The organism is Elusimicrobiaceae bacterium (assembly GCA_017528825.1).
Taxonomy (GTDB): domain Bacteria; phylum Elusimicrobiota; class Elusimicrobia; order Elusimicrobiales; family Elusimicrobiaceae; genus Avelusimicrobium.
Window position 1 is genome coordinate 14,857 of record JAFXOI010000003.1, and the last position, 21,873, is coordinate 36,729.

The 21,873-nt window shown below is 44.6% G+C and carries 18 protein-coding genes and 3 pseudogenes; 8 read left to right on the top strand and 13 right to left on the bottom strand.

Annotated features, from left to right (window positions below; genetic code table 11):
- Both IKN49_01135 and ispH read right to left on the bottom strand, forming a co-directional pair.
- On the bottom strand, nucleotides 1-1,128 hold the full coding sequence (locus tag IKN49_01135; GenBank protein MBR3631664.1) for a 6-phosphofructokinase: 1,128 nt from the start codon (nucleotides 1,126-1,128) through the stop codon (nucleotides 1-3).
- Nucleotides 1,129-1,147: 19 nt separating this feature from the next.
- Entirely contained in the window at nucleotides 1,148-2,029 is an 882-nt protein-coding gene (gene ispH, locus IKN49_01140) for a 4-hydroxy-3-methylbut-2-enyl diphosphate reductase (GenBank protein ID MBR3631665.1), read from the bottom strand.
- 414 nt (nucleotides 2,030-2,443) lie between these two features.
- Between ispH and IKN49_01145 the strand changes: the two are divergent.
- Nucleotides 2,444-2,578, top strand: a pseudogene (locus tag IKN49_01145) (prepilin-type N-terminal cleavage/methylation domain-containing protein).
- Between the two features lie 414 nt (nucleotides 2,579-2,992).
- Here IKN49_01145 and IKN49_01150 read toward each other — a convergent pair.
- The 7 genes and pseudogenes from IKN49_01150 to IKN49_01180 all read right to left on the bottom strand — a co-directional run bounded on the left by IKN49_01150 (nucleotide 2,993) and on the right by IKN49_01180 (nucleotide 9,503).
- Nucleotides 2,993-4,711, bottom strand: a complete 1,719-nt coding sequence (locus IKN49_01150; protein ID MBR3631666.1) for a proline--tRNA ligase — start codon at nucleotides 4,709-4,711, stop codon at nucleotides 2,993-2,995.
- A gap of 1 nt (nucleotide 4,712) precedes the next feature.
- Nucleotides 4,713-5,798: a flavodoxin-dependent (E)-4-hydroxy-3-methylbut-2-enyl-diphosphate synthase gene (ispG, locus tag IKN49_01155; GenBank protein MBR3631667.1), complete on the bottom strand. Its 1,086-nt coding sequence runs from the start codon at nucleotides 5,796-5,798 to the stop codon at nucleotides 4,713-4,715.
- Nucleotides 5,798-6,892 (bottom strand): site-2 protease family protein, encoded by a 1,095-nt coding sequence (locus IKN49_01160; protein MBR3631668.1) that lies wholly within the window; start codon nucleotides 6,890-6,892, stop codon nucleotides 5,798-5,800. Before IKN49_01160 ends, ispG begins: the two co-directional genes overlap by 1 nt.
- A gap of 9 nt (nucleotides 6,893-6,901) precedes the next feature.
- A complete protein-coding gene (locus IKN49_01165; GenBank protein MBR3631669.1) occupies nucleotides 6,902-8,098 on the bottom strand; it encodes a 1-deoxy-D-xylulose-5-phosphate reductoisomerase in 1,197 nt (398 codons plus the stop codon).
- Nucleotides 8,095-8,916 (bottom strand): phosphatidate cytidylyltransferase, encoded by an 822-nt coding sequence (locus IKN49_01170; protein MBR3631670.1) that lies wholly within the window; start codon nucleotides 8,914-8,916, stop codon nucleotides 8,095-8,097. Before IKN49_01170 ends, IKN49_01165 begins: the two co-directional genes overlap by 4 nt.
- A gap of 95 nt (nucleotides 8,917-9,011) precedes the next feature.
- Entirely contained in the window at nucleotides 9,012-9,413 is a 402-nt protein-coding gene (locus IKN49_01175; protein ID MBR3631671.1) for a hypothetical protein, read from the bottom strand.
- Nucleotides 9,414-9,437: 24 nt separating this feature from the next.
- Nucleotides 9,438-9,503: pseudogene (locus tag IKN49_01180) on the bottom strand (prepilin-type N-terminal cleavage/methylation domain-containing protein).
- A 169-nt stretch (nucleotides 9,504-9,672) separates the two neighbouring features.
- Between IKN49_01180 and IKN49_01185 the strand changes: the two are divergent.
- The 3 genes from IKN49_01185 to IKN49_01195 are packed head-to-tail and all read left to right on the top strand — an operon-like array spanning nucleotide 9,673 to nucleotide 13,304.
- On the top strand, nucleotides 9,673-11,313 hold the full coding sequence (locus IKN49_01185; protein MBR3631672.1) for an acyl-CoA dehydrogenase family protein: 1,641 nt from the start codon (nucleotides 9,673-9,675) through the stop codon (nucleotides 11,311-11,313).
- A gap of 9 nt (nucleotides 11,314-11,322) precedes the next feature.
- Nucleotides 11,323-12,111 (top strand): electron transfer flavoprotein subunit beta/FixA family protein, encoded by a 789-nt coding sequence (locus tag IKN49_01190; GenBank protein MBR3631673.1) that lies wholly within the window; start codon nucleotides 11,323-11,325, stop codon nucleotides 12,109-12,111.
- Nucleotides 12,108-13,304 carry an electron transfer flavoprotein subunit alpha gene (locus IKN49_01195; GenBank protein ID MBR3631674.1) on the top strand — a complete coding sequence of 399 codons (1,197 nt, stop codon included), beginning with the start codon at nucleotides 12,108-12,110 and terminating at the stop codon, nucleotides 13,302-13,304. Before IKN49_01190 ends, IKN49_01195 begins: the two co-directional genes overlap by 4 nt.
- 42 nt (nucleotides 13,305-13,346) lie before the next feature.
- On the opposite strand, the gene IKN49_01200 is transcribed toward IKN49_01195, so the two are convergent.
- From IKN49_01200 to IKN49_01210, 3 genes are all read right to left on the bottom strand, one after another.
- Complete coding sequence (locus tag IKN49_01200) at nucleotides 13,347-13,847, bottom strand: prepilin-type N-terminal cleavage/methylation domain-containing protein (protein MBR3631675.1); 501 nt, start codon at nucleotides 13,845-13,847, stop codon at nucleotides 13,347-13,349.
- Between the two features lie 334 nt (nucleotides 13,848-14,181).
- Complete coding sequence (locus IKN49_01205; GenBank protein MBR3631676.1) at nucleotides 14,182-14,694, bottom strand: ferritin; 513 nt, start codon at nucleotides 14,692-14,694, stop codon at nucleotides 14,182-14,184.
- A gap of 165 nt (nucleotides 14,695-14,859) precedes the next feature.
- Nucleotides 14,860-16,464 carry a solute:sodium symporter family transporter gene (locus tag IKN49_01210; GenBank protein MBR3631677.1) on the bottom strand — a complete coding sequence of 535 codons (1,605 nt, stop codon included), beginning with the start codon at nucleotides 16,462-16,464 and terminating at the stop codon, nucleotides 14,860-14,862.
- 264 nt (nucleotides 16,465-16,728) lie between these two features.
- On the opposite strand from IKN49_01210, the gene IKN49_01215 reads away from it, so the two are divergent.
- From IKN49_01215 to IKN49_01225, 3 genes are read left to right on the top strand one after another with little or no spacing between them, the layout of a single operon-like run.
- The gene (locus tag IKN49_01215) at nucleotides 16,729-17,664 is read left to right on the top strand and encodes a DUF5107 domain-containing protein (protein ID MBR3631678.1); all 936 of its coding nucleotides are present in this window, start codon (nucleotides 16,729-16,731) and stop codon (nucleotides 17,662-17,664) included.
- Between the two features lie 17 nt (nucleotides 17,665-17,681).
- Complete coding sequence (locus IKN49_01220; GenBank protein ID MBR3631679.1) at nucleotides 17,682-18,851, top strand: galactokinase; 1,170 nt, start codon at nucleotides 17,682-17,684, stop codon at nucleotides 18,849-18,851.
- Nucleotides 18,852-18,862: 11 nt separating this feature from the next.
- Nucleotides 18,863-20,368 carry a UDP-glucose--hexose-1-phosphate uridylyltransferase gene (locus tag IKN49_01225; GenBank protein ID MBR3631680.1) on the top strand — a complete coding sequence of 502 codons (1,506 nt, stop codon included), beginning with the start codon at nucleotides 18,863-18,865 and terminating at the stop codon, nucleotides 20,366-20,368.
- Nucleotides 20,369-20,916: 548 nt separating this feature from the next.
- Here IKN49_01225 and IKN49_01230 read toward each other — a convergent pair.
- A pseudogene (locus tag IKN49_01230) lies at nucleotides 20,917-21,003 on the bottom strand (prepilin-type N-terminal cleavage/methylation domain-containing protein).
- A gap of 379 nt (nucleotides 21,004-21,382) precedes the next feature.
- On the opposite strand from IKN49_01230, the gene IKN49_01235 reads away from it, so the two are divergent.
- The gene (locus IKN49_01235; protein MBR3631681.1) at nucleotides 21,383-21,871 is read left to right on the top strand and encodes a winged helix-turn-helix transcriptional regulator; all 489 of its coding nucleotides are present in this window, start codon (nucleotides 21,383-21,385) and stop codon (nucleotides 21,869-21,871) included.
- Nucleotides 21,872-21,873 lie beyond the last annotated feature (2 nt).

Sequence of the window (21,873 nt, forward strand, 5' to 3'; positions counted from 1 at the left end):
CTATCCCACTTTGCGTGAACCAAAGCTCATGCCCGCTTCTAAGGCGGCTTTTACTTCTGCTCCGTTGGGGTCTACCATTTTTAATTTGGAGATGGCATCGGCAATTTTGACCTCGGTCATGGCAAAGCCGCGCAAGGCCGCCATATAACCAAATTTGCCTTCCAGTACCATATCCAATGCCTTCGTGCCATAGAGCGTAGAAAGCCAGCGGTCAAACGCGGTCGGTGTGCCGCCGCGTTGGGTATGCCCGAGCACGCACGCGCGCGACTCAATGCCGGTACGTTTTTCAATCATATCGCTTAGTTTATAAGCAATGCCGCCCAAGCGGATGGCATCGGTGCTACCGGCCACGGTGCGGCTGACGGCTTGTTCGCCGGCTTCATTTTTAGCGCCTTCCGCCGCGACGACAATACTAAACGTGCGGCCTTTGGCTTTGCGGGCTAAAATCTGTTCTACGATTACATCATCACTATACGGAATTTCCGGAATGAGTACAATATCGCCCCCGCCGGCAATGGCAGAGCGCAAGGCAATCCATCCTGCGTAGCGGCCCATCGTCTCAATAATCATCACGCGGTGGTGGCTCTGAGCGGTGGTGTGGATGCGGTCAATAGCTTCGGTTACAATGGAAAGAGCCGAATCAAACCCGAAGGTTTGGTCCGTGGCGCATAAGTCATTATCAATGGTCTTGGGTACACCGACAATCGGCATGCCCATTTCACAAAATTGATGGGCCATGTGCAAGGTACCGTCGCCGCCGGTGGCAATCAGCGCGTCTAATTGATTAGCTTTGAAATTGTGCATGGCTACAGAGGATAAATCGCGCGGGTGTTCCGGTGAGCCGAAGGGGGGCAACGTATATTTGAACGGGTTCGCGATATTGCTAGAGCCCAAAATCGTGCCGCCGCGATTAATAATACCGGATACGGTTTCGGGAGTAATTTGGATAAATTCATTGCGTACCAGTCCATCAAAACCATTTTTAAAACCAATGACTTCAATGCCGTGGCGCAGTGCGTTTTTGCTCACGGCCCGCACAACTGCGTTGAGGCCGGGGCAGTCTCCGCCGGCAGTCAAAATACCGATTTTTTTAATGTTTGTTTTTTCTTTGCTTTCCGGCAAAGGCATATAGATGGTCGTATCCATTTTATTCTCCCTGTTGTGTGAAATGATTTTGGCGCACGCTGCGCACCCAAGCAGTCACCTGATTAATTACCCAATTAGGGGTGGAAGCTCCTGCCGTAATTAAAATATGTTTTGGTGCTAATACTTGTTGTTCGGTCAAATCTGTTTCGGTTTCAATATGTAGCACTTGCGGTGCTAGTTCCTGACACAACAGTGCCAGGCGCGTGGTATTGGCGCTATGTTTGCCACCTACCACGATTACCAAATCTGCATTTTTGGCCAGTTCTACTGTTTCACTTTGGCGCAGTTTAGTAGGGTGGCAAATAGTATTTGAAATTTGGCATACATCCGCTTTTGCTTTAATAATTTCCGCGGTTTCTAAAAACACGCTTTCTTTTTGCGTCGTTTGTGAAACGACGTTGACTTTGTCAAAATGAGGAAGTTTTTTGGCTTCTTCCGGCCCGGAAACGACGACACCCTTTCCCTGCGTGCTACCCAGTAGTCCCAATACTTCTGCGTGTCCGCTGTCGCCTACAATAACGGTGGAGTAGCCTTGGTCTGCATATTTGGAAATTACATCATGTGCGTGTTTAACCAGCGGGCAGGTAGCATCTACCACTTCCATGCCGCTACGCATCACCTCAGCACGGAAAGCTGGCGTGATACCGTGCGCACGAATGACCAGTACGCCGGATTTATCGGTAGCTTGCGCCGGAGTATCTACGGAAGTGATTTGCTTGGCCGCGAGCATATCGGTCACTTGTTTATTGTGAATAAGCGGCCCTAAAGTATAAATAGGTTTTTTGCCGGAGGCTTCCAGCTCCAGCACTTTATCAATAGCGCCCTTTACTCCCGGGCAGAACCCGGCCGATTTGGCGACGATTACGCCTTGATCTTTTTCCATAGGTATATTATAGAAAATTCAGCGTAGATTATCTCTTGTTATATGAGAGTATTGTGCTATAATAAAATAAAGACGTAAAGATGTACAATTTGAAGATTATTTGTTGAAGCGTAGGATCGCCTACGCCGAGCAAAGGAAGAAATATTTTTCTTTCGGCGCAAGTTTGAGGTCAACAAATAATCGCTTTGTCTTACCCATTTCTTTATTGAGAATTGGGGAGGCGGCGATTATTTGTTAAAGGTCACCTCAAACTGCTTTTAACAAAGTCGCCGCTTTTTTTGTGCAAATTTGAAAAAATAAAAAAGGAGATTGTATATGAAAGTAAAAAATCTAAAATGTCATGCTGAGGCGTTGTTGCTCAGCATCTCAACCTTATTAAGAAAACAACGAGATCCTGAGCAAAAGCACCTCAGGATGACCCAAAGTGTGGCCACCGTGCGCGGGTTCACTCTTATAGAGTTATTGGTAGTTGTTTTAATTATCGGCATATTATCAGCTATTGCTTTGCCGCAATATCGTATGGCAGTGGAAAAAGCGCGCGTTACCGAAGCCCTGCAAAATATCCGCATGCTAGAAGAGCAAGCTAAATTGTATGTGCTGGAAAATGGATTACCAACGAACAATAATATAGTGTATTTGAAAGATGTTCTGTCTGTAGAATTATCTGGGGGGGAATGGGATGGTTATGATTATAATACTGATAATTTCAGTTATTATGCATATATAACAGCTAATGGCATTGGTATTGAAGTAACTAGACAAGGTCCATACTATTATCAATTTTTTGTAGGTGGAGTAAACAATGTTCATGAGTGTTTGAATGGTGCTGGTGATGAAATGGGAATAAAAATCTGCCACATGTTAGAAAGTCAAGGATGGACTTATCAGGAAGGTGAATTTTAGGGCAAACAAAACCCCCGCGGAAAGCGGGGGTTTTTAGTAGTAGATTTTTTACATCCGATTTTATTTCTTAAGTTCAGCTACAAACGCGTCCATATCGGACAGGTTTTTACGCACGGCATCTTTGTCGGTGCGTTTTTTATACTCAAATTGGCCGTCAGCCACCGTGCGGCTGCTAATCACCACGCGGTGCGGTAGACCGATTAAATCGGCATCTTTGAATTTCACGCCCGGGCGTTCATCGCGCTCGTCCATCAGTACAGAAAGTCCCGCCGCCTCCAATTTGGCACACATTTCATCTGCGGCTTTTTTGACATCGGGATTGCTGTCATAATCAATGGCCACCAGTGCCACATCAAACGGCGCAACCCCAGCGGGCCAAATAATCCCGTTATCGTCGTGGCTTTGCTCAATGGCGGCCGCCACTACGCGGCTGATGCCAATGCCGTAGCAACCCATAATAAACGGTTCGCTGGTCTGTTTTTCCGTCAGAAAAGTCGCATTCATAGCGGCAGAATATTTGGTGCCCAGTTTGAACACGTGCCCTACTTCAATGCCGCGGGTAAAATTAAATTTGGCCCCGCATTTGGCACAGCAGTCCCCTTCGGAAGCAATTTTCAAATCGTAATAGCCGTCTACTTCAATATCGCGCGACGGATTTACATTGATAACGTGTACATCGGTTTCATTTCCGCCGGCCACGCCGTTGACTACGCCTTTGACATAATTATCGGCCAAAATTTTCACTTTCGGGTTGCGCTCTTTTAAGCCTTGCGGTCCGGCAAATCCAACAGGCGAGCCGGTGACTTGTGTATAAACTTCTTCGCTGGCTTTGGCCAGTTCGGTGCATTTTAAGAGCGCGCGAAGTTTGGGTTCATTGAGTTCATGATCGCCGCGCACCAGCGCCACCACCGGTTCTCCGTCGGCGGTAAAAACCAATAGTTTAATCAGTTTATCCGGCGTCACACCCAATAATTTGGCTACGTCTTCTACCGTATATGCTTTAGGGGTGGGGCGCTTTTCCATGGGTTTGAAATCGGCCTCATTAATCGTAAATTGCGGGGCTTTGATAGCGGCTTTTTCCGTATTGGCGGCATAGTCGCAGGCCGGACAATCGGCAATGACATCTTCGCCATTGTCGGCCAGTACCATAAATTCGTGCGAGAAATTTCCGCCAATAGCACCGGTGTCGGCTTCTACCGCTTTGAACTTAAAACCACAGCGAGTAAAAATGCGCTGATAAGCCTCATACATGCGCTGATACCAATCGGCCGCTTGCTCTTCGGTGGCACAGAAAGAATAAGCATCTTTCATATAAAATTCACGCGCACGCATCACGCCAAAGCGCGGGCGGATTTCATCGCGGAATTTGGTGCCGAACTGATACAAGCATACCGGTAATTGCTTATAAGAAGAAATATCTTTGCGGGCTAAATCGGTAATCACTTCTTCGGCGGTGGGGGCCACGCAAAACTCGGCTTTTTTGCGATCGGTCAGTTTTAACAACTGATCACCGAAATGTTGCCAGCGGCCGGTTTCGTTCCACAACTCCGCCGGTTGCACGACCGGTAGCCACACTTCACACGCACCGGCGCGGTCCATTTCTTCGCGCACGATATTTTCTACTTTTTTGAGCACCTTTAGGCCCAGCGGCAACCATTCATATAGTCCGCTTCCTAACTTACGGATAAGTCCGGCGCGAATCATCAGTTTAGCGGAAAGATTATCGGCATCTTTCGGGGCTTCTTTCAAAGTGGGTATGTAATAATTAGAACGTTTCATATTAATTTTTCTTCCATGTATTAATTTTTTCAATCAAAAAATCGATCCATTTTTCTTGCGGGAGTTTGAACATGGTTTGCCCGTGTTCAAAATATAATCCCTCACCCTTGCCGCCGGCAATACCAAAGTCGGCATCCCGCGCTTCGCCGGGGCCGTTGACAATGCAGCCCATTACCGCAATTTTCAGTCCGGTTGATTTGGCGAGCAATTCTTTGTCATTATATATCCGGTTTTCCAGTTCATGTACAGTACCGGTTACATCTACTTGGGTGCGGCCGCAAGTCGGGCAAGAAATTAGATTCGGGCCGTACGTACGCAGACCGACCGCTTTCAAAATTTCATACGCCGTGCGCACTTGCATACGCGGGTCTTCTGTCAAAGAAACGCGAATGGTGGCACCAATTCCCTTCTGTAAAAGTGTTCCGAGTGCCACCGCACTTTTGACCGTACCGCTTAAAAAACTACCCGCTTCGGTCAGTCCGATATGCAGCGGAATATCACTTTGCTTGGCAAACAATTCATTTGCCAAAACGGTGCGGCGGAAATTGTCGGATTTTAAGGATACAACTACATTTTTGAAATTGAGTTGTTCTAAAATGTTGGCCTGCTCCAACGCCTCATTCACCATTACTTCGGCCCATTTTTCATCAGAAAGTTCCATGCGGCCTTGTACGCTTTTGAGGTATTTGACTGAGCCGGCATTTACCCCAATACGAATGGCAATGCCTTTATCGGCACAGGCGCGGACTACTTCTTTGGTATTTTCAATCGCGCCGATATTGCCCGGATTGATGCGTACTTTGTCTACCCCTTGTTTAATTGCTTCCAAGGCTAGTTTATAATCAAAGTGAATGTCTGCCACGAGGGGGGAGTGAATTTGTTTTTTGATCGCTCCCAAGGTTTGCGCCGCCTGCATATCCGGCACGGCTACGCGGTTAATTTCGCAGCCGGCATTTTCCAGCGCGATAATTTGCGCGGCAGTAGCGGCAGCATCCCGTGTATCGGTATTGCACATACTTTGCACGCGCACCGGGTGGCTGGTGCCGAGCGTATAAGGACCTACTTTTACTTCACGGGTTTTATACATTATTTATCCTCTTGTGAAACAGACTGCGTTTGTGCGGCCGGTTTATTGAAAAAAATACGTTTAATATCCGAATACGAAGCATACAACACTAAGGCAATCAAAATATAAAAGCCTACATTGGCGGCGCGGGTCAGCATTTTCATAGAAGGTAGTTTGCCGGTTAATCCTTCAAACAAAAATACCAGCGCATAGCCGCCGTCCAATATAGGAATGGGAAATAAATTAAATAAACCCACCGCCAGCGAAAGCATAGCAATTAAAAAGATGAAATTTTCCAGTCCGGTATGTACCGATTTATGAATAATGTTGACAATGCCGATCGGGCCAGCCAAATCCGGAGCTTTTTTGTGGGTGAAACTATCCCAGAGTGATTGCAAAGAAAATTTGGTCCAATACCAACATTGATACAACCCCAAGCCTACAGAGGCAAACGGTCCTACGGGGTTGAGCTGACTTTTAGCCATAACGCCCAGTACGTGCGGATGCTCGGGTAAAAATTCGTCTGCTTTTACAGTAAAGGGAAGTCTTTCTTCTCCGCGGGCAACGACCAGTTGCAGATCGCCTTGCAAATTTTTAAGCGCCTGATTTAATTCCAGCCAGTTGGCTATCGGCTTTCCATTTACCTCTAATACCAAATCGTCCACTTCTAATCCGATGGCCTCAGCCGGATATTTTTCGGCAATTTGGCCAATGCGTGCCGGCAATTTGGCGGGATCTTGTTCGGGCATGCCGCGGTAGTAAATTAAGGCACTAAAAATGAGGGCGGCCAACACATAATTAAACAGGGCTCCGTTAACGACCATGAAAAATTTGGCATACCATTTCTTAGCGGCAAATTCCTGCGGTTTGGGGGCAGGGTCGTCTTGGTCTAAGAACATTTTGCCTTCCGGCTCTACAAAGCCGCCAAACGGAATGGCGCGGATTTGGAAATCGGTCCCTTTGGCAGATTTTTTATGCCATAAAATTTTGCCAAAACCGAAAGAAAACTCCTTTACGCCGATGCCGGTTAAACGGCAAGCTAAGAAATGGCCAAACTCGTGAATAATTACAATCGGGCTTAATGCTATTAATACCCCAAGTACGGAAAGCAACATATTTACTCCTTATAAAACCGTTTTCTTATATTTTTTCTCTGCCAAACAGACACGGGCTTTTTCCTTGGCCCATTCATCGGCCTCGGCGGCTTGGTTGAGGGTGATGCGGCCGGGTTGACTATACGTATCTTTTAAGACCGTGTAAATGAGTTTGGCAATATCTGTAAATTTGATCTGTCCGCTCAAAAATGCTTCTACCGCTATTTCATCGGCAGCACTGAGCACCGTAGGGAAAATGCCCCCGCGGGCGTACGCCGCCAAGGCCAAATCCAAACAAGGGAAGCGGTCAAAATCCGGCTCAAAAAATTCCAATTTTTGTGCTTCAAATAAATTGAGCGGGCGTACCGGACTGGGCATACGCTTGGGATAAGTGATGGCGTATTGAATGGGAATGCGCATATCCGGCTCGCTCATTTCCGCTAAAATAGCCCCGTCCACATATTCTACTGCTGAGTGAATTAGGGATTGCGGATGAATAACAATTTGCACTTTTTCCGGTGGCAAATTGAACAAATTCATAATTTCAATGGCTTCAAATCCTTTGTTCATCAGCGTAGCCGAGTCAATGGTAATTTTTTTACCCATTTTCCAGCGCGGATGATTTAATGCTTCTGCCGGTGTAACGGTAGAAAGAGATTGTTTGCGTCGGGCAAACGGTCCGCCGGAGGCAGTTAAAAATACTTTGGAAATGGATTTGTTTTCTTTGTGATAGGAATCGGCATCAATGCCTTCTAAGCATTGAAAAATGGCCGAAGGTTCGCTATCCACCGGAATAATGGTGGCTTTCCAACGCTGACATTCTTGCATGACAGTTTGGCCGGCCATAACCATAGGTTCTTTATTGGCAAGCGCAATAGTTTTTCCGGCTTTGATAGCGGCAATTAAAGGCTTAAATCCCACCGAGCCTACTAAACCGTTGATGATTAAATGGGCAGAGGGTAAAGAAGCCAAGAAAATTAAACTTTCCATTTCCGGCGGCAGTAATTGGGTGCCGGCCGGCATTTGGTTTTTGATTTGTTCATAGGCCGTTTCATCCAGTACCGCCGCGAAACGGGGTTTGAACTGATGCACTTGTTTTAAGAATAAATCGGCATTGCGATGGGCACTCATACCCAAGACACGGTAATCCTTGCCCAGCATAGAAATGACGCTTAAAGACGAGGTGCCGATAGAGCCGGTAGAGCCGAGTACGATGATGTTTTTCATAATCCCATGTACAGCACAATGTAATAGAAAATGGGTGCCAGTAGCAGATAAGAATCAAAACGATCCAAAAAACCGCCGTGACCGGGCAATAAATTAGAGGAGTCTTTGACTCCGGTGGAACGTTTGATGACCGATTCGGATAAGTCAGACACTTGGCCCACTACGGCAATTAAAATGCCCAACCAAACCGTTTGTTTGATAGATAATACTTCGGGCAGAAATAGATGTTGCATAAGCAGTGCCCCGCCTACGGCCAGTAAAGTGCCGCCGATAGCGCCTTCCCATGTTTTTTTAGGGCTGACTTCTTTGTTTAGTTTATGACGGCCCAAGAAACGACCGGTAAAATACGCCCCAGTATCACAAATCCATACGGTTACAATCATCAGCAAGGTTAAATACTCGCCGTTGTGGGCAATGTCGCGGATGTTAATTAAATGTGCTAGCGACCACGGAATGAGGAAAATGCCGACAAAAGTGTTGGCTACGCGGTCCCAACTGCGGTGCGGGGTAATTACTTCAATGAGTAAAGTGCCGCATAATACTACGCTAATGGTAAAAGGGTATAAATTGTCCGGCAGTTCTAAAGACGGAATAGTGGACCTTCCCAAAATAGCCACCGCGCCCATCAACGCCCCAAAGAGCATCAAGGAAATGAAATGCACCGGTTTTTTGCCCGCGCGCAAGACAAGGCCGTATTCATACAAACATAATAAGATGACACCGGCCACAAAAGCCATGTACACCACACCGCCAAAATGGATAGCGGCAAGAATGAGGGGGACGCCGATTACGGCAGTTATAATACGAGGTAATAGCATATAGGTATTTTAGCATATATAGAACGGCTGGTGCGTACGAGTTCATAAAAAACCGCCCGTAAGAATAGGCGGTTTGCAAAATACCTTAAAATCACTTAACAATCTTTACACGCGAAAAAGCCGTTTCCTTGCGCTTCTAGCATTTTGCAAATTTTTTCACCGATAGGGGATTCGTCGGTATAATTGCATTCATCTCCACTCCATGTATCGTTTTGTTTAACCCAAGCGATATAGTAGGGTGTAGAAGAAATTCTGTTAATCTGTATGTAACAAGTGAGGATAGAACAAGCTGCTGTATAAGAGAAATTTTTACCGGCACAGGCTTCCCCACTATTTGCGTTACAATCCATACCACTTTCTAGATTTACCACTAATTGACCGGAAGCATTCGTATTATTTCCTAGAAAATTTGCATCAGATGTCGGATACCCATTTTCCAACAGCCACACATCAATGGCTTTTTGTAAACTGGCGGCATTGGTTAGGGCTTCAGCCACGCGGGATTTTTCTACGGCAAGAGTATATTGAGGTAAAGCAATAGCAGACAATATACCGATGATGAGTACTACAACTAAGAGTTCAATCAGCGTAAACCCGTTCCTTCCTTTCTTCCTGTATCATATTCTATTTCCTTTGATTGAAAAAAGATAAGTACTACTTCTCAGTATAACAAATTTTGATTTTCTTGTTTCTCCTTTTGCCCCAATACCCTTAAAATTGGTATTATGTATCTATATATTGTAATGGAGAAATCCTATGGCAAAAAATGACCTCACCACGCGGAACTTGATGCTGGACAGTTTGAAACAATACGCCAAGAACCGCATCTCTCATGAGTTTATCCGTCAGCAAGACGCGAAAAACGAAATGCCTTTAGAAATTTTAAAAGAGATGTATGATCACGATATTTTGGGCATACATCTGCTCTTAATTCCGGAAGAATATGGCGGTCTTAGTGGCCAAACAACCGAAATTTACCGCGTTTGTGAGCAGTTGGCGCGCATTGATTTAGGAATTGCGACCGGTGTGTTCGCTACGTTTTTAGGCAGCGACCCTCTCAATGTGGGCGGTACGCCGGAACAGAAAGCCAAATGGTTCCAAAAAATTGCGCACGAGAATAAATTGGTGGCCTATGGAGCCACAGAAGCCGATGCCGGCTCTGACTTGGTTTCCTTGCGCACGCGTGCCGAGCGGGTGGAAAAGGACGGTAAAATTGTCGGTTATAAAATCACCGGCAGTAAAATGTGGATTTCCAATGGCGGGGTGGCCGATATTTATACCGTGCTGGCTTTAGCTCCGGGCGGCCCGAGTTGGTTTATCGTAGAAAAAGGAACTCCGGGCTTTACCCAAGATGCCCACGAAGATAAACACGGCATCCGCCTGTCTAATACCGCAGGGCTGGCCTTTGATGAAGTATATGTGCCGGCAGAGAATTTAATTGGTTTAGAAGAAGGAAAAGGCTTTTTGCAAGCACAGGCTGTGTTTGGCTACACGCGTTTAATGGTGGCGGCCTTTGGTTTGGGCGGCGGCGAAGAGGCGGTGGAAACGGCCTTGCACTATGCCCAACAACGTATCCAAGCTGGCGGACCTTTGGCCCAAAAGCAAGGTTTTATGTTAAAACTCATTACGCCGCACTATGTACGCTTTGAAGCGGCGCGAGCCTATATTGACTGGACGGCTAAACAGTTGGAAGTCAATAATCACGGGCTGGCTACCGAAGGGGCCATTGCAAAATTGTACGCCACCGAATCGGGCAACAAAGCGGCCGAAGATGCCATTCAGGCTATGGGCGGCTTTGGCTATACGAAAGAATTTGCGGTAGAGAAAATCAAACGCGATGTCAAAATCACCTGCATTTATGAGGGTACCAGCGAAGTATTGGAAATGACCATTTTCCGCGGACGCTGGCAGGAACATTTGAAGAGCCGCGGCCAATACTATATTAAACAAGCTGAAGAATTTGAAGCCTTGCACGCCCAGTGCCCCGACGTGGGGGCAGACAGCGTGGCCCTTGGTTTTAGAGCCTTGGCGCGCGTGCTGGAAGATTGCCGTTTGCAAAAACTGACCCGTCACCAGTATATTACTTTTATGCTGGGAGATTTAATCAGCGAGGCGGAAGTGGCGGCCGTATTTGCCAGACAATGTGCCGAAGGAAAAGTGACCGAAGGCAGCCGCTTTGATTTGAACACGCTCAAAATTATGTCTCGCGTCAATGCCCGTTTGAGTGCTTTCAAAATTGCTACTGACGGCATGAAGTTGATTTTAGGTGTAGGGGCCGCTTCGGCGCAAGAACTGTCTCAAGCGGTCAACTTAGTCGGCATTGAAGAAAAGATGACCGGACTGATTAATGATGAAGATTTGGTATCAGCCAAACTTCGTGAAATTTTTAAGGCATAAGGAAACTGTATGAATATCATTGTTTGTATTAAACAAGTACCTGATTCTGCACAAGTAAAAGTAGATCCGAAAACCGGCACCTTAATCCGCGCCGGTGTGCCCAGTATCTTAAACCCGTACGACCACTATGCACTGGAAAAGGCCTTGGCCATTAAGGCCAAAACAGGGGCCAAAGTGACAGTACTGTCTATGGGACCCAATCAAGCCGTGGCGGTACTACGCTTGGCGTTGGCATTAGGCGCTGACGAAGGGGTGTTACTGTCTGACCGCGCTTTTGCCGGATCGGATACATGGGCTACTGCTTATGCCTTGGCAACGGCTGTCAAAAAAATCGGCCAATATGATTTAATCTTATGTGGACAAATGGCTATTGACGGGGATACCGCGCAAACTGGTCCGGAAATGGCGTATCACTTAAACATTCCGCAAATTACGTTCTGCGACGGGGTGGATAGCGACGGACAACGGGTCATTGTGAAAAAACTTATCGAGGGCGGTCACCAAATTATGGAGGCCGATTTACCGGTGCTGATTACGATGACTATGCCGGTTGATTATGTGGCGAAATATCCGTCTTTCTTAGCCGCGCACAAAGCCCAAGATAAACAAATTTTTGTTTGGACCGCTGCCGACATTCAAGCCGATGTGCATAAACTGGGGTTGGAAGGATCTCCGACCCGCGTGTCGCGCATTTTCCCGCCGGCGGTGCGTCAGAAAGGGGAAATGATTAGCGGTTCTGCCGAGGAAATGGCCGCTAAATTCATTGAAATTTTGAAAAAGGAGAGTTTTATCAAATGATTCAAGTATCTGAGAAATGTGTTGGTTGCGGTAAATGTGTCAGCACCTGTCCGTTTGGTGCACTCTCCTTGGTCAACCGTAAAGCGGTGCCGAGTGCCAGCTGTACCATGTGCGGTGCGTGCGTAGGCGTATGTCCGGTGAAAGCCTTATCTTTGCCGACAGCCGGTGCGGTTAAAAAAGATTTATCAGCCTACAAAGGAGTGTGGGCGTTTATTGAAATTGCCGATAACGGTCAAACCCAAAGTGTGCGTTCCGTTGGTTTAGAACTTTTAACCAAAGGGCGCGAACTGGCTGACCAATTAGGCGAAGAATTAGCCGCTGTAGTGATTGGTGACGGAGTAGAAAAGTATTTCGCGGAATTATCCTCCTACGGGGCGGACAAGATTTATGCTGTCAGCGGTCCGGCTTATCACGATTATAATACCACCGCTTATGCAAGTGCGCTGATTACTTTGATTAAAAAGTACAGTCCCAGCGTGGTGCTTTATCCGTCCACTTATATCGGGCGGGATTTGTCCCCGCGCGTGGCGGCGGAACTCTTTGTGGGGCTTACGGCCGATTGTACGGGCTTGTCCATTGCAGAGGGTTTATTAATTCAAACCCGTCCGGCTTTTGGCGGAAACATTATGGCGGACATCAAATGTCCGGACTATCGCCCGCAAATGTCTACTGTGCGCCCGAATGTATTTAAGAAAGTGGTTACCCGCCCGGGTAGCATGGCGCAAGTGATTAGCGAGCCCATTGCCGTGCCGGTAGCGGCCGGAAAGGTACGCATTGTCAGCAAACATTTTGACCAAGTAACTGAAACCGAAAAACTGGATGAGGCCGAAGTAGTGATTGCCGGCGGCCGCGGTATGAAAGATGCGGCCGGTTTTGCGGTATTGGGTGAACTGGCTACCGAGTTGGGCGGCGCGGTGGGTGCTTCGCGCGCGGCTATTGATATGGGGTTACAACCCAAGGAAAAACAAATCGGTCAATCCGGCGTAACGGTGTCTGCCAAGTTGTACGTGGCGTGCGGAATTTCCGGCGCGGTGCAACACACCGTGGGGATTGAACATAGCGATGTCATCATCGGCGTAAACAAAGATGCCAACGCACCTATTTTCAATGTGTGCAAATATGGCTTTGTGGGTGATGCCCGGCAGTTGATGCCCAAAGTGGTAGCGGCCCTCAAAAAAGCCAAAGGAAAATAAAAAATCTATTAGAACAGGCGGAGCATTTTTGTTCCGCCTTTCTCATTGGAACATTTGACAGACACGTCTGCCACGTTCAGTAGTATGGCTACAGCCAATTTTTCCCGGGTATTCGGAGTGTTCAAGATAAAAGCCAATTTGAGCATCCCTTTGTTGTGAGCAAGTGGTATAATTATACATGCTTGTTGTTTCGTGAAAAGCAGGGCAGAAAACAAATTCCAACAAACCGGTAACCGTTCCGCTCAAACGTTGTAGATTGATATAACCCTCTTTGCAACCAAATAACATGTTGATATATAAATCTGGGCAAGTTTTGGTTATATCAATGTCCAATTGTCCTAAATCTTCGGCATATTTCCCATTTGCCATATAATATACTTCTTGTGCGTCTTTAATACTTTTTAGTGTCGGTATATATGTAGAGATGAGTGCTTTATCCCGTGCGGTCTGGTATTGCGGCAGCGCCACGGCGGCCAGTATGCCGATGATAAGGACAACGACAAGTAGTTCAATCAATGTAAATGCTTTAGGGTTGTGTTTCATATCCTGTTCCTTTTCCTGTTTTTGAAACACAACAAAAAAAGGCTCCTAAATTTGAACTCTTAGCACAGTGTCCAAAAATAACAGCCGTAGTTTATCGCAAAGCGATAAACATTCGGTACACAACACTGAGATTATAAGTTTCAGTGTGGTATACCTGATAACGAGCTGTCTTTGGCGTGCTAAGAACCTTGGCAGGTACTCCGTCTCTTAAACGGTTCCAAAAACAGATTAAATTTTTACTATTTTACTAGTATAACAAATTTTCTTTTCATATTCGTAAAAATCACCCCCGCAAAGTTGCGGGGGTGGTTTCATAAAGCAGTACATTAGTTACTTATTTTTTATTGCACTTACACAAATAGGCTATATCGTTTTGGATGTCTTCCAAATCTTGTTCGTGTTCCAGTTCTTCCTGTAAAATATGCCGTACCAAATGACCGGTAATCATATCTTTCCCACGTACATAGTCTAAGAGTTGTTTATATACGCATATGGCGCAACGCTCTCCTCTCACATTTTGCTCCAGTAGAGCCTCTACCCCCGGATCGGTCGGCGCCGCATAGCCGCAGTTGCTATGGTCTAACCAGTTTGTCGGATCAATTTCCGGCGTGCCGCCCAGTTCAATAATGCGCGCGGCCAAACGCTGCGCGTGGTCCAACTCATCTTTGGCATGCTCTTCCAGTTCCGCTTGCACATGCTGACGCGGAATACCTACAGCTAGTTGCGCTCCTATCCAGTATTGATAATAGCTCAGCCACTCATCGCAATATGCTTTATTGAGCAGGCGGATTAGTTCATCTGCGTTTAGTTTGGCTTTTTCTACCAGTTCTCTTGCTTTTAGTCCCATACATACCCCCTAAATAATGGCAAACGTATTGCCCATAGGATTATTATAAGGATTTAACGTTTCCGGGCAAGCCGAAAAAATAATTAGAAAAGGAAACCCGCACGGGGCGGGTTTCCTGATACATCATGAATAGATTTGGGTAGGTGTTTGTAAGTAATAAACGGTTTATGAACCGGCTGCCAATCCTAATGAGGAGAAGATGACATACACCCCAAACACACATAGCACGATAGCTATGCTGACAATACCCATTTTGTTCCAGGGGGTAGTATCCACCACATTTAGATCTTTATTGGCATCGTAGCGGCTTTGGCAAGGCCATAACTTCCCTGTTATATACATGAAGATAGCAGACACAGCAAATAAGATCGCTAAAATATGTAAGAAATGCAGCCCGGTTTTAATAACCCCTAATTGGGTTAATCCATAGCCAATCATGAAGAAGAAAAGGGTTACTTTGGCAGACCATGCCGGAGCTGTTTTGTTGAGCATACCCATAATAATCAAAGTAAAAATGGGCACATTGTAAAAACCATTTACCATTTGTAGATAGTTAAACAGCCCGGAAGGAGCCATGGCAATCAACGGAGCAACACACATGGAGAAAATGGCTAACAAAATACCTACATATTTGCCTTTTCTAACCAGTTCATGATCGGTTGCTTGCGGATTGACCAGTGGTTTGTATACATTTAACATAAATAAGGTCGAGGTAGAATTTAGAGCTGCGTTAAATGAACTCAAAATGGCTCCAAACAATACGGCCGCAAAGAAACCGATTAAATAGAATGGAAGCACTTTATTGACTAACATCGGGTAGGCCATATCCCCTACTTTAAGGGGAGTGTCTTGGAAAATATGAAAGGCTACAATACCCGGTATGATTAAATATAAGGGGCCAAAAAGTTTGAAAATAGCGGCAAATAATAACCCTTTCTGCCCTTCTTTTAGGTTTTTAGCCGCCAAAGCGCGTTGAATAATAGTTTGGTTGCAACCCCAATAGAACAGGTTCACTAAAAACATACCGGTAAACATAGTGGCAAACGGTACCGGATCCGTGGCACTGCCAATGGCGTTAAATTTTTCCGGATGGGCATGCACTACTTCCGTAATACCATTTATAATGTTTCCGTCTCCTACGTAGGCCAGTGCAAATAACGGCACCATTAATCCACCGATCAGTAAACCGATACCGTTTAACGTATCCGCAATGGCCATAATACGCAGTCCGCCAAAAACGGTGTACATACATCCCAAAATACCAATAGCTACCACTACTACAATAATAGCCATCATAGGAGATAAGTGAAAAGTACCCATAATATCAAAGATACCGCCCATACCGATAGCCCCTGAATAAAGCACCGTAGGCAGTAAAATTAATACATAACCTGCTAAGAATAAAAAGTTTACAAATTGTTTCGTGACATTATCGTAGCGTTCCCCAATAAAATCCGGGATGGTAGCGTACCCTTTTTTCAGATACCGCGGCAGGAAGAAAAATGCCACAATAATTAAGGCTAACGAAGCTCCCACCTCATAACCCATGCCGGACATATTAAACATATATCCTTGACCATTGAGTCCCACCATTTGTTCTGTAGATAAATTGGTGAGTAATAATGAGGCCGCAATTACCCATCCGGTCAGTCCTCTACCGGCTAAAAAATAGCCTTCAGAGGAAGAAGCATCTTTTTTGCGTGTCAAGTAATAGGAAATTGCTAACACAAGCAAAGTAAATCCTATAAATGACGTAATAGTTAGTAGCATTTTATCTCCTAGTTTTATAATTTTTTTCTCTGATACAATCGACTTACTAGCGAATAGGCCTATATTAGACAGAGGACTTATCGGTCCGGCAATATAGGCTCGCTACTCTCATTGTAGATATAAAAAAATGATTCGTCAACTGTAAATTAAGCCAGGTCTACTTGACTTTTGGAGTTGTTAATATAATAATGAAAATAGGGGATAATAGGTAATGGCTGATTAAGGTATGTTTTTGTTATATTAGACAGTATAAATTGCGTTCTTATGAAGAAAATTTATAAAGGTTTAGAAGCCCATATAATAGAAAATGAAAATCTGCAACTTACTTTTTTACCGCAATATGGTTGTAAGTTAGCTAGTTTAATTTCTAAAAAAACAGGACGGGAATTCTTGTTTCAATCCGCGCTGGAAAAATTGATTATTCCTTCTTATGGGGCATCTTTCTCAGCTTATGATTCCAGCGGGTTTGACGAAGTTTTCCCATCGATTGATGCGTGCCCTTATCCGTCCGGACCTTTTCAGGGAACCCCTATCCCGGACCACGGGGAGATATGGGCGCTTCCTTGGCAAGTGATTTATGAGGAGCGGGAAAATAAAATCAAAGCACTTGTGCATAGCCAAAGGCTTGCGTATATTTTCTCCAGGGAAGTTACTGTTGAAAAAAATGAAGTGTTATTTTCCTATTGTGTCGAAAATACGGCCGACTCCGCATTTGAATTTATTTGGACCCCACATTGCCTGTTGCAATGTTCCCCAGCCACTCGTCTCTTAATTCCGCCGGAATTAAATCAAATTATAACTGTTGAGCATGCCACAAAACATTTGGGCCCATGGGGAACCATTCATTCGTATCCTATCACAACGGATGTTTGCGGCCAAACACTTGATTTGGCGGCTACAGAGCCGGTCAGTGCACATAATTGTGAGAAATTTTATTTTACTGCCCGCAATTTGGCGGGGTGGTGCGGAATTGAACATACAGATACGCATGAGCGATTGATTTATAGCTATCCGGCAGACAAAATTCCCTATTTAGGGGTATGGAAAACGCAAGGAGGATACCGCGGAGATTATAATATTGCCTTGGAGCCGTGTACCGGTATCTATGATGACTTGTATGTAGCTCATAAAATGGGTCGGGTAGCCGTGCTTGCTCCCAAAGCAACACAAAAGTGGACGCTGAAAATGACACTATCTTGACCGGTAAGGAGAAGAGTATGGACCAGTTGGCTTTACACAACAAATTTAATGAAGTTTTTCAAAAAGAAAAATTATATTTTTTTGCCCCCGGTCGGATTAATTTGATCGGCGAACATACCGATTATAATGGGGGGCATGTCTTCCCGTGCGCCCTTTCTTTTGGCACCCATTGTGTATTTCGTAAACGAGAAGATCGTAAAATACGTTTGCACTCAGTAAATTTTCCTCAACAAGGTATTATTGAAGCGGATGTAAATGCCATTGCATACGATTCGAAAAAAGATTGGGCTAATTATCCTTTAGGGGTAATCAAAATGTTGCAGGAACATGGGTATCGGATTGACCATGGATTTGAGCTGTTGTTTTGGGGAGATATCCCGAACGGAGCGGGTTTATCCTCTTCGGCATCTATTGAATTAGTGACAGCGGTGGCCATGAACGATGCTTTCCAGCTGCACATTCCTCAAATTGAGTTAGTCAAAATTTCTCAGGAAGCGGAAAATAAATTTGTGGGGATGAATTGCGGAATTATGGATCAATTTGCCAGTGGCATGGGAAAAGAAAATCATGCTATTTTGCTAGATTGTAATAGTTTGAAATATGAATATGTACCTCTTGATTTGCAAGGAGTATCTATTTTAATTATTAATAGTAATAAAAAACATTCCTTAGTTTCTTCCGCTTACAATGACCGCCGACGGGAAAGTGAAAATGCTCTAAAAGCATTAAAAACCAAGCTGCCGATTGGTAGTTTGGGGGAACTGTCTATAGAAGAATTTGAAGCTCACAAGGCATTAATCCAAAACCCTGTAGAACGCAAGCGTGCCAAACATGCGGTTTATGAAAACCAACGCACCTTACAAGCTGCCCGGGCTTTAAAAGCAGGGGATTTGGCTACCTTTGGCAAACTGATGAATCAGTCTCATATTTCCTTGCGGGATGATTATGAAACCAGTTGTAAGGAATTAGATATTATTACCGAAGAATGTTGGAAAAATCCGGCGGTATTAGGTGCGCGAATTACAGGGGGAGGTTTTGGCGGATGTGCGGTGGCTTTGGTCAAAGATGAAGCCATCAAAAACGTAATCGATCAGGTGGGAAAAGCGTATGAGGAACAAACCGGATTAAAAGCCGATTTTTATATTGCTTCTGTTGGGGGACCTGCCAGGCAGATGCAGAAAAGATAGTAGAGGAATCTATGAACGTTAACTTATGGATAGATAAATTAGTTTTGTATGCTTTACGCCAACAACTTATTGTACCGCAAGATCGTGTCTGGGCGGTAAACCAGTTGCTCTCTATTTTACAGATAGATGACTATAAACCCACTGGTTTTTCCGGGAAAACGCCGCAATATCCTTGCGAAATTCTTTCTAAATTATGTGATTTCGCAGCCCAAAAGGGATTGATTGTTCCCGATACGGTAACCATGCGTGATTTATTTGACACAAAGATTATGGGCGTATTTGCCAAACGGCCTTCGGAAACGATTGCGGAGTTCTTTCAACTTTTGAAGACAGATCCACGCAAAGCAACTGACAAATTTTATCACGATGCGTGTGCTTTGGATTATATTCGTACGGCGCGCGTTGCTAAGAATCTGGCTTGGAAATCTCGTACCGCGTATGGAAATTTGGATATAACGATTAATATGTCTAAACCGGAAAAAGACCCTAAGGATATTGAGATGGCCTTGCATGCAAAATCTTCGGCTTATCCGGCTTGTTTGTTATGTAAAGAAAACGAGGGCTATGCCGGCCGGATAAATCATCCAGCCCGCCAAACGATTCGGCTCATTCCATTAGATTTACTGAAGGACGGTCACCCGTGGTATTTACAATATTCTCCTTACGGATATTACCGGGAGCATTGTATCTGTTTGTCTGACAAACATGAACCGATGAAACTGACCCAAAAAAGTTTTGCGCGTTTATTAAATTTTGTGGCACTTTTTCCTCATTATTTTATAGGTTCGAATGCTGATTTGCCCATTGTAGGCGGTTCTATTTTGACCCATGACCATTTCCAAGGCGGGCGATATGTATTTGCCATGGAAAAGGCTCCGCTGGAAAAAACATTTCAATTAACCCAATTCCCGGCTGTGAAAGCCGGCATTGTGAAATGGCCGATGAGCGTTATTCGGCTCAGCGGCAAGAAACAGGATTTGATAGAAGCCGGTGCTTATATTCTGAAAAAATGGCGCGGATATAGCGATCTCAACGCAGATATTATCGCCAAAACCGGAAATACCGTGCATAATACCATTACGCCGATTGCCCGCCGTCGCGGTCGGGTTTTTGAATTGGATTTGGTTTTGCGCAATAACCGTACCACACCGCAATTCCCCATGGGGCTTTTCCATCCGCATGCCGAAGTACATCATATTAAAAAAGAAAATATTGGTTTAATTGAGGTGATGGGCTTGGCGGTGTTGCCGGCCCGGCTTGCACAAGAGCTAAACGATTTGAAACCTTATTTAATTCGGCGTGATTTAACAGGATTATCTAAGCATGAATCCTTAAAGAAGCACGCGATATGGGCGAGCGATTTGTTGGAAAAACATCAATTCACTGCACGAAATGTAACTAAAATTTTGAGAGCAGAAGTAGGAAATGTGTTTGCTAAAGTTTTGGAGTATGCCGGAGTTTATAAAAGGACCCCAGAAGGAAAAAAAGCTTTTGACCGGTTTATTCAAAAACTGTGAGAGATACCTATTCGTACGGCTTTATGATTAAAATCTCTTGGTTAATAGGTGAAGTCCCAGGAGTGGTTTTATATAAAAATCCCCGTCGGGAGTTAATCCTAACGGGGATGTGTTAAAACTTAAAACTCAATACGGCAGGTATCCTGCACCCAACATAAGGAGCTACAGACTAAACATTAAGGATAAGTGTAGTATGAATAGCTCGTATTTACAGGTGTACCCGTTTCCTTAGCACATAGACGATGATACAAGGAATCCGTACCATAGACGTAACAACGTCTAACTCCTGTGCTTAATTTGACTAGGTACGCGACCTTTTCATCTTTGTCTTTGCAGTAAATCTCATTATTTGAGGGAGAAAGATAACAGGTCCCCCAGTCATATTTACGCTCAGACTTGAAGGTACTGGTTGAAGCCGGCATACCTATATCCAATTTTTCGAAGTCATCGGTATATTCATCATTTGTCATATGATAAATTTTCTCAGAAGTATACATTGACTCCACCACTGTTTTGAGCTGCACAAAGCGAGCAGTCAATACAGAGATTTGGTATTGTGGTAAGGCAATAGCCGACAAAATACCGATAATTAAAACTACTACCAACAATTCAATAAGTGTAAAACCCTTTTTCATATGATAAACCTCCTATATTAATATAGGTATATTCATATTATAGTGGAATAGAGAGAAAAATCAACATTACTTCTGTAAGGGAAATGGTGTGCCAAAACCCCGTTGGGCTTTTGCCTCAACGGGGATTTATGCTTAAAATCAAAAAACTCGCACAAGGCAAGGTTTCAAATTAGTACGGTGCTTCCAGTTTCTCTAGCACTATGCTGATTTTTCAAACAGGCAGTAAACAGGCAAAAAATGGCCCTTTTTTCTTTCCAAAGCGACGATAAAGCGAGGAAAATGGCTTTTAAACAGGCGACAAACAGGCGAGAAATGTTATTTTCAAAGTTAAAATCAAAAAATGCTTGATAAATAAATAATTTATTAGTAAACTATTTATATGGAAACAAATAAAACGAACTTACGTCCTTACGGTATCAATCCGGAAAAAGGGCGCGATTATGAGAATATTACGTATGTGTTAGCGCTGGTTTATAACCTGTTGCAAACGCGCGTGGAAAAATACTTGCTTCCTCATGGTTTGTCGGCTGTGCAATTTAATTTACTGATGCTTGCCGCTTATCAGAATAATGGTAAGGGACTTAGCCAAGTGGAGTTATCCAAACGCCTCATTGCCTCGGCCAGTAACATCACGAAACTGGTAGAAAAATCGGTCAATGTCGGTTTGATTACGCGCCAAACCAATCCAAAAAGCCGCCGCGAAAATATTATTTGTATTACGCAAAAAGGACAAAATTTGATTGATGAGGTATGGCCGGAATATGATAAACTGGTAAGGGAATTGACGGAGAGAATTCCGTCTGCCGATCGTGCCCAATTTGAAACCATTTTATGTAATTGGTTTGTAACTTTACAAAAGGATAAATGACT

What these genes read in the sequence shown, in the direction of transcription:
- IKN49_01135 (MBR3631664.1), bottom strand. Translation starts at nt 1,128, where the DNA reads ATGCCTTTGCCGGAAAGCAAAGAAAAAACAAACATTAAAAAAATCGGT.
- ispH (MBR3631665.1), bottom strand. Translation starts at nt 2,029, where the DNA reads ATGGAAAAAGATCAAGGCGTAATCGTCGCCAAATCGGCCGGGTTCTGC.
- IKN49_01150 (MBR3631666.1), bottom strand. Translation starts at nt 4,711, where the DNA reads ATGAAACGTTCTAATTATTACATACCCACTTTGAAAGAAGCCCCGAAA.
- ispG (MBR3631667.1), bottom strand. Translation starts at nt 5,798, where the DNA reads ATGTATAAAACCCGTGAAGTAAAAGTAGGTCCTTATACGCTCGGCACC.
- IKN49_01160 (MBR3631668.1), bottom strand. Translation starts at nt 6,892, where the DNA reads ATGTTGCTTTCCGTACTTGGGGTATTAATAGCATTAAGCCCGATTGTA.
- IKN49_01165 (MBR3631669.1), bottom strand. Translation starts at nt 8,098, where the DNA reads ATGAAAAACATCATCGTACTCGGCTCTACCGGCTCTATCGGCACCTCG.
- IKN49_01170 (MBR3631670.1), bottom strand. Translation starts at nt 8,916, where the DNA reads ATGCTATTACCTCGTATTATAACTGCCGTAATCGGCGTCCCCCTCATT.
- IKN49_01185 (MBR3631672.1), top strand. Translation starts at nt 9,673, where the DNA reads ATGGCAAAAAATGACCTCACCACGCGGAACTTGATGCTGGACAGTTTG.
- IKN49_01190 (MBR3631673.1), top strand. Translation starts at nt 11,323, where the DNA reads ATGAATATCATTGTTTGTATTAAACAAGTACCTGATTCTGCACAAGTA.
- IKN49_01195 (MBR3631674.1), top strand. Translation starts at nt 12,108, where the DNA reads ATGATTCAAGTATCTGAGAAATGTGTTGGTTGCGGTAAATGTGTCAGC.
- IKN49_01200 (MBR3631675.1), bottom strand. Translation starts at nt 13,847, where the DNA reads ATGAAACACAACCCTAAAGCATTTACATTGATTGAACTACTTGTCGTT.
- IKN49_01205 (MBR3631676.1), bottom strand. Translation starts at nt 14,694, where the DNA reads ATGGGACTAAAAGCAAGAGAACTGGTAGAAAAAGCCAAACTAAACGCA.
- IKN49_01210 (MBR3631677.1), bottom strand. Translation starts at nt 16,464, where the DNA reads ATGCTACTAACTATTACGTCATTTATAGGATTTACTTTGCTTGTGTTA.
- IKN49_01215 (MBR3631678.1), top strand. Translation starts at nt 16,729, where the DNA reads ATGAAGAAAATTTATAAAGGTTTAGAAGCCCATATAATAGAAAATGAA.
- IKN49_01220 (MBR3631679.1), top strand. Translation starts at nt 17,682, where the DNA reads ATGGACCAGTTGGCTTTACACAACAAATTTAATGAAGTTTTTCAAAAA.
- IKN49_01225 (MBR3631680.1), top strand. Translation starts at nt 18,863, where the DNA reads ATGAACGTTAACTTATGGATAGATAAATTAGTTTTGTATGCTTTACGC.
- IKN49_01235 (MBR3631681.1), top strand. Translation starts at nt 21,383, where the DNA reads ATGGAAACAAATAAAACGAACTTACGTCCTTACGGTATCAATCCGGAA.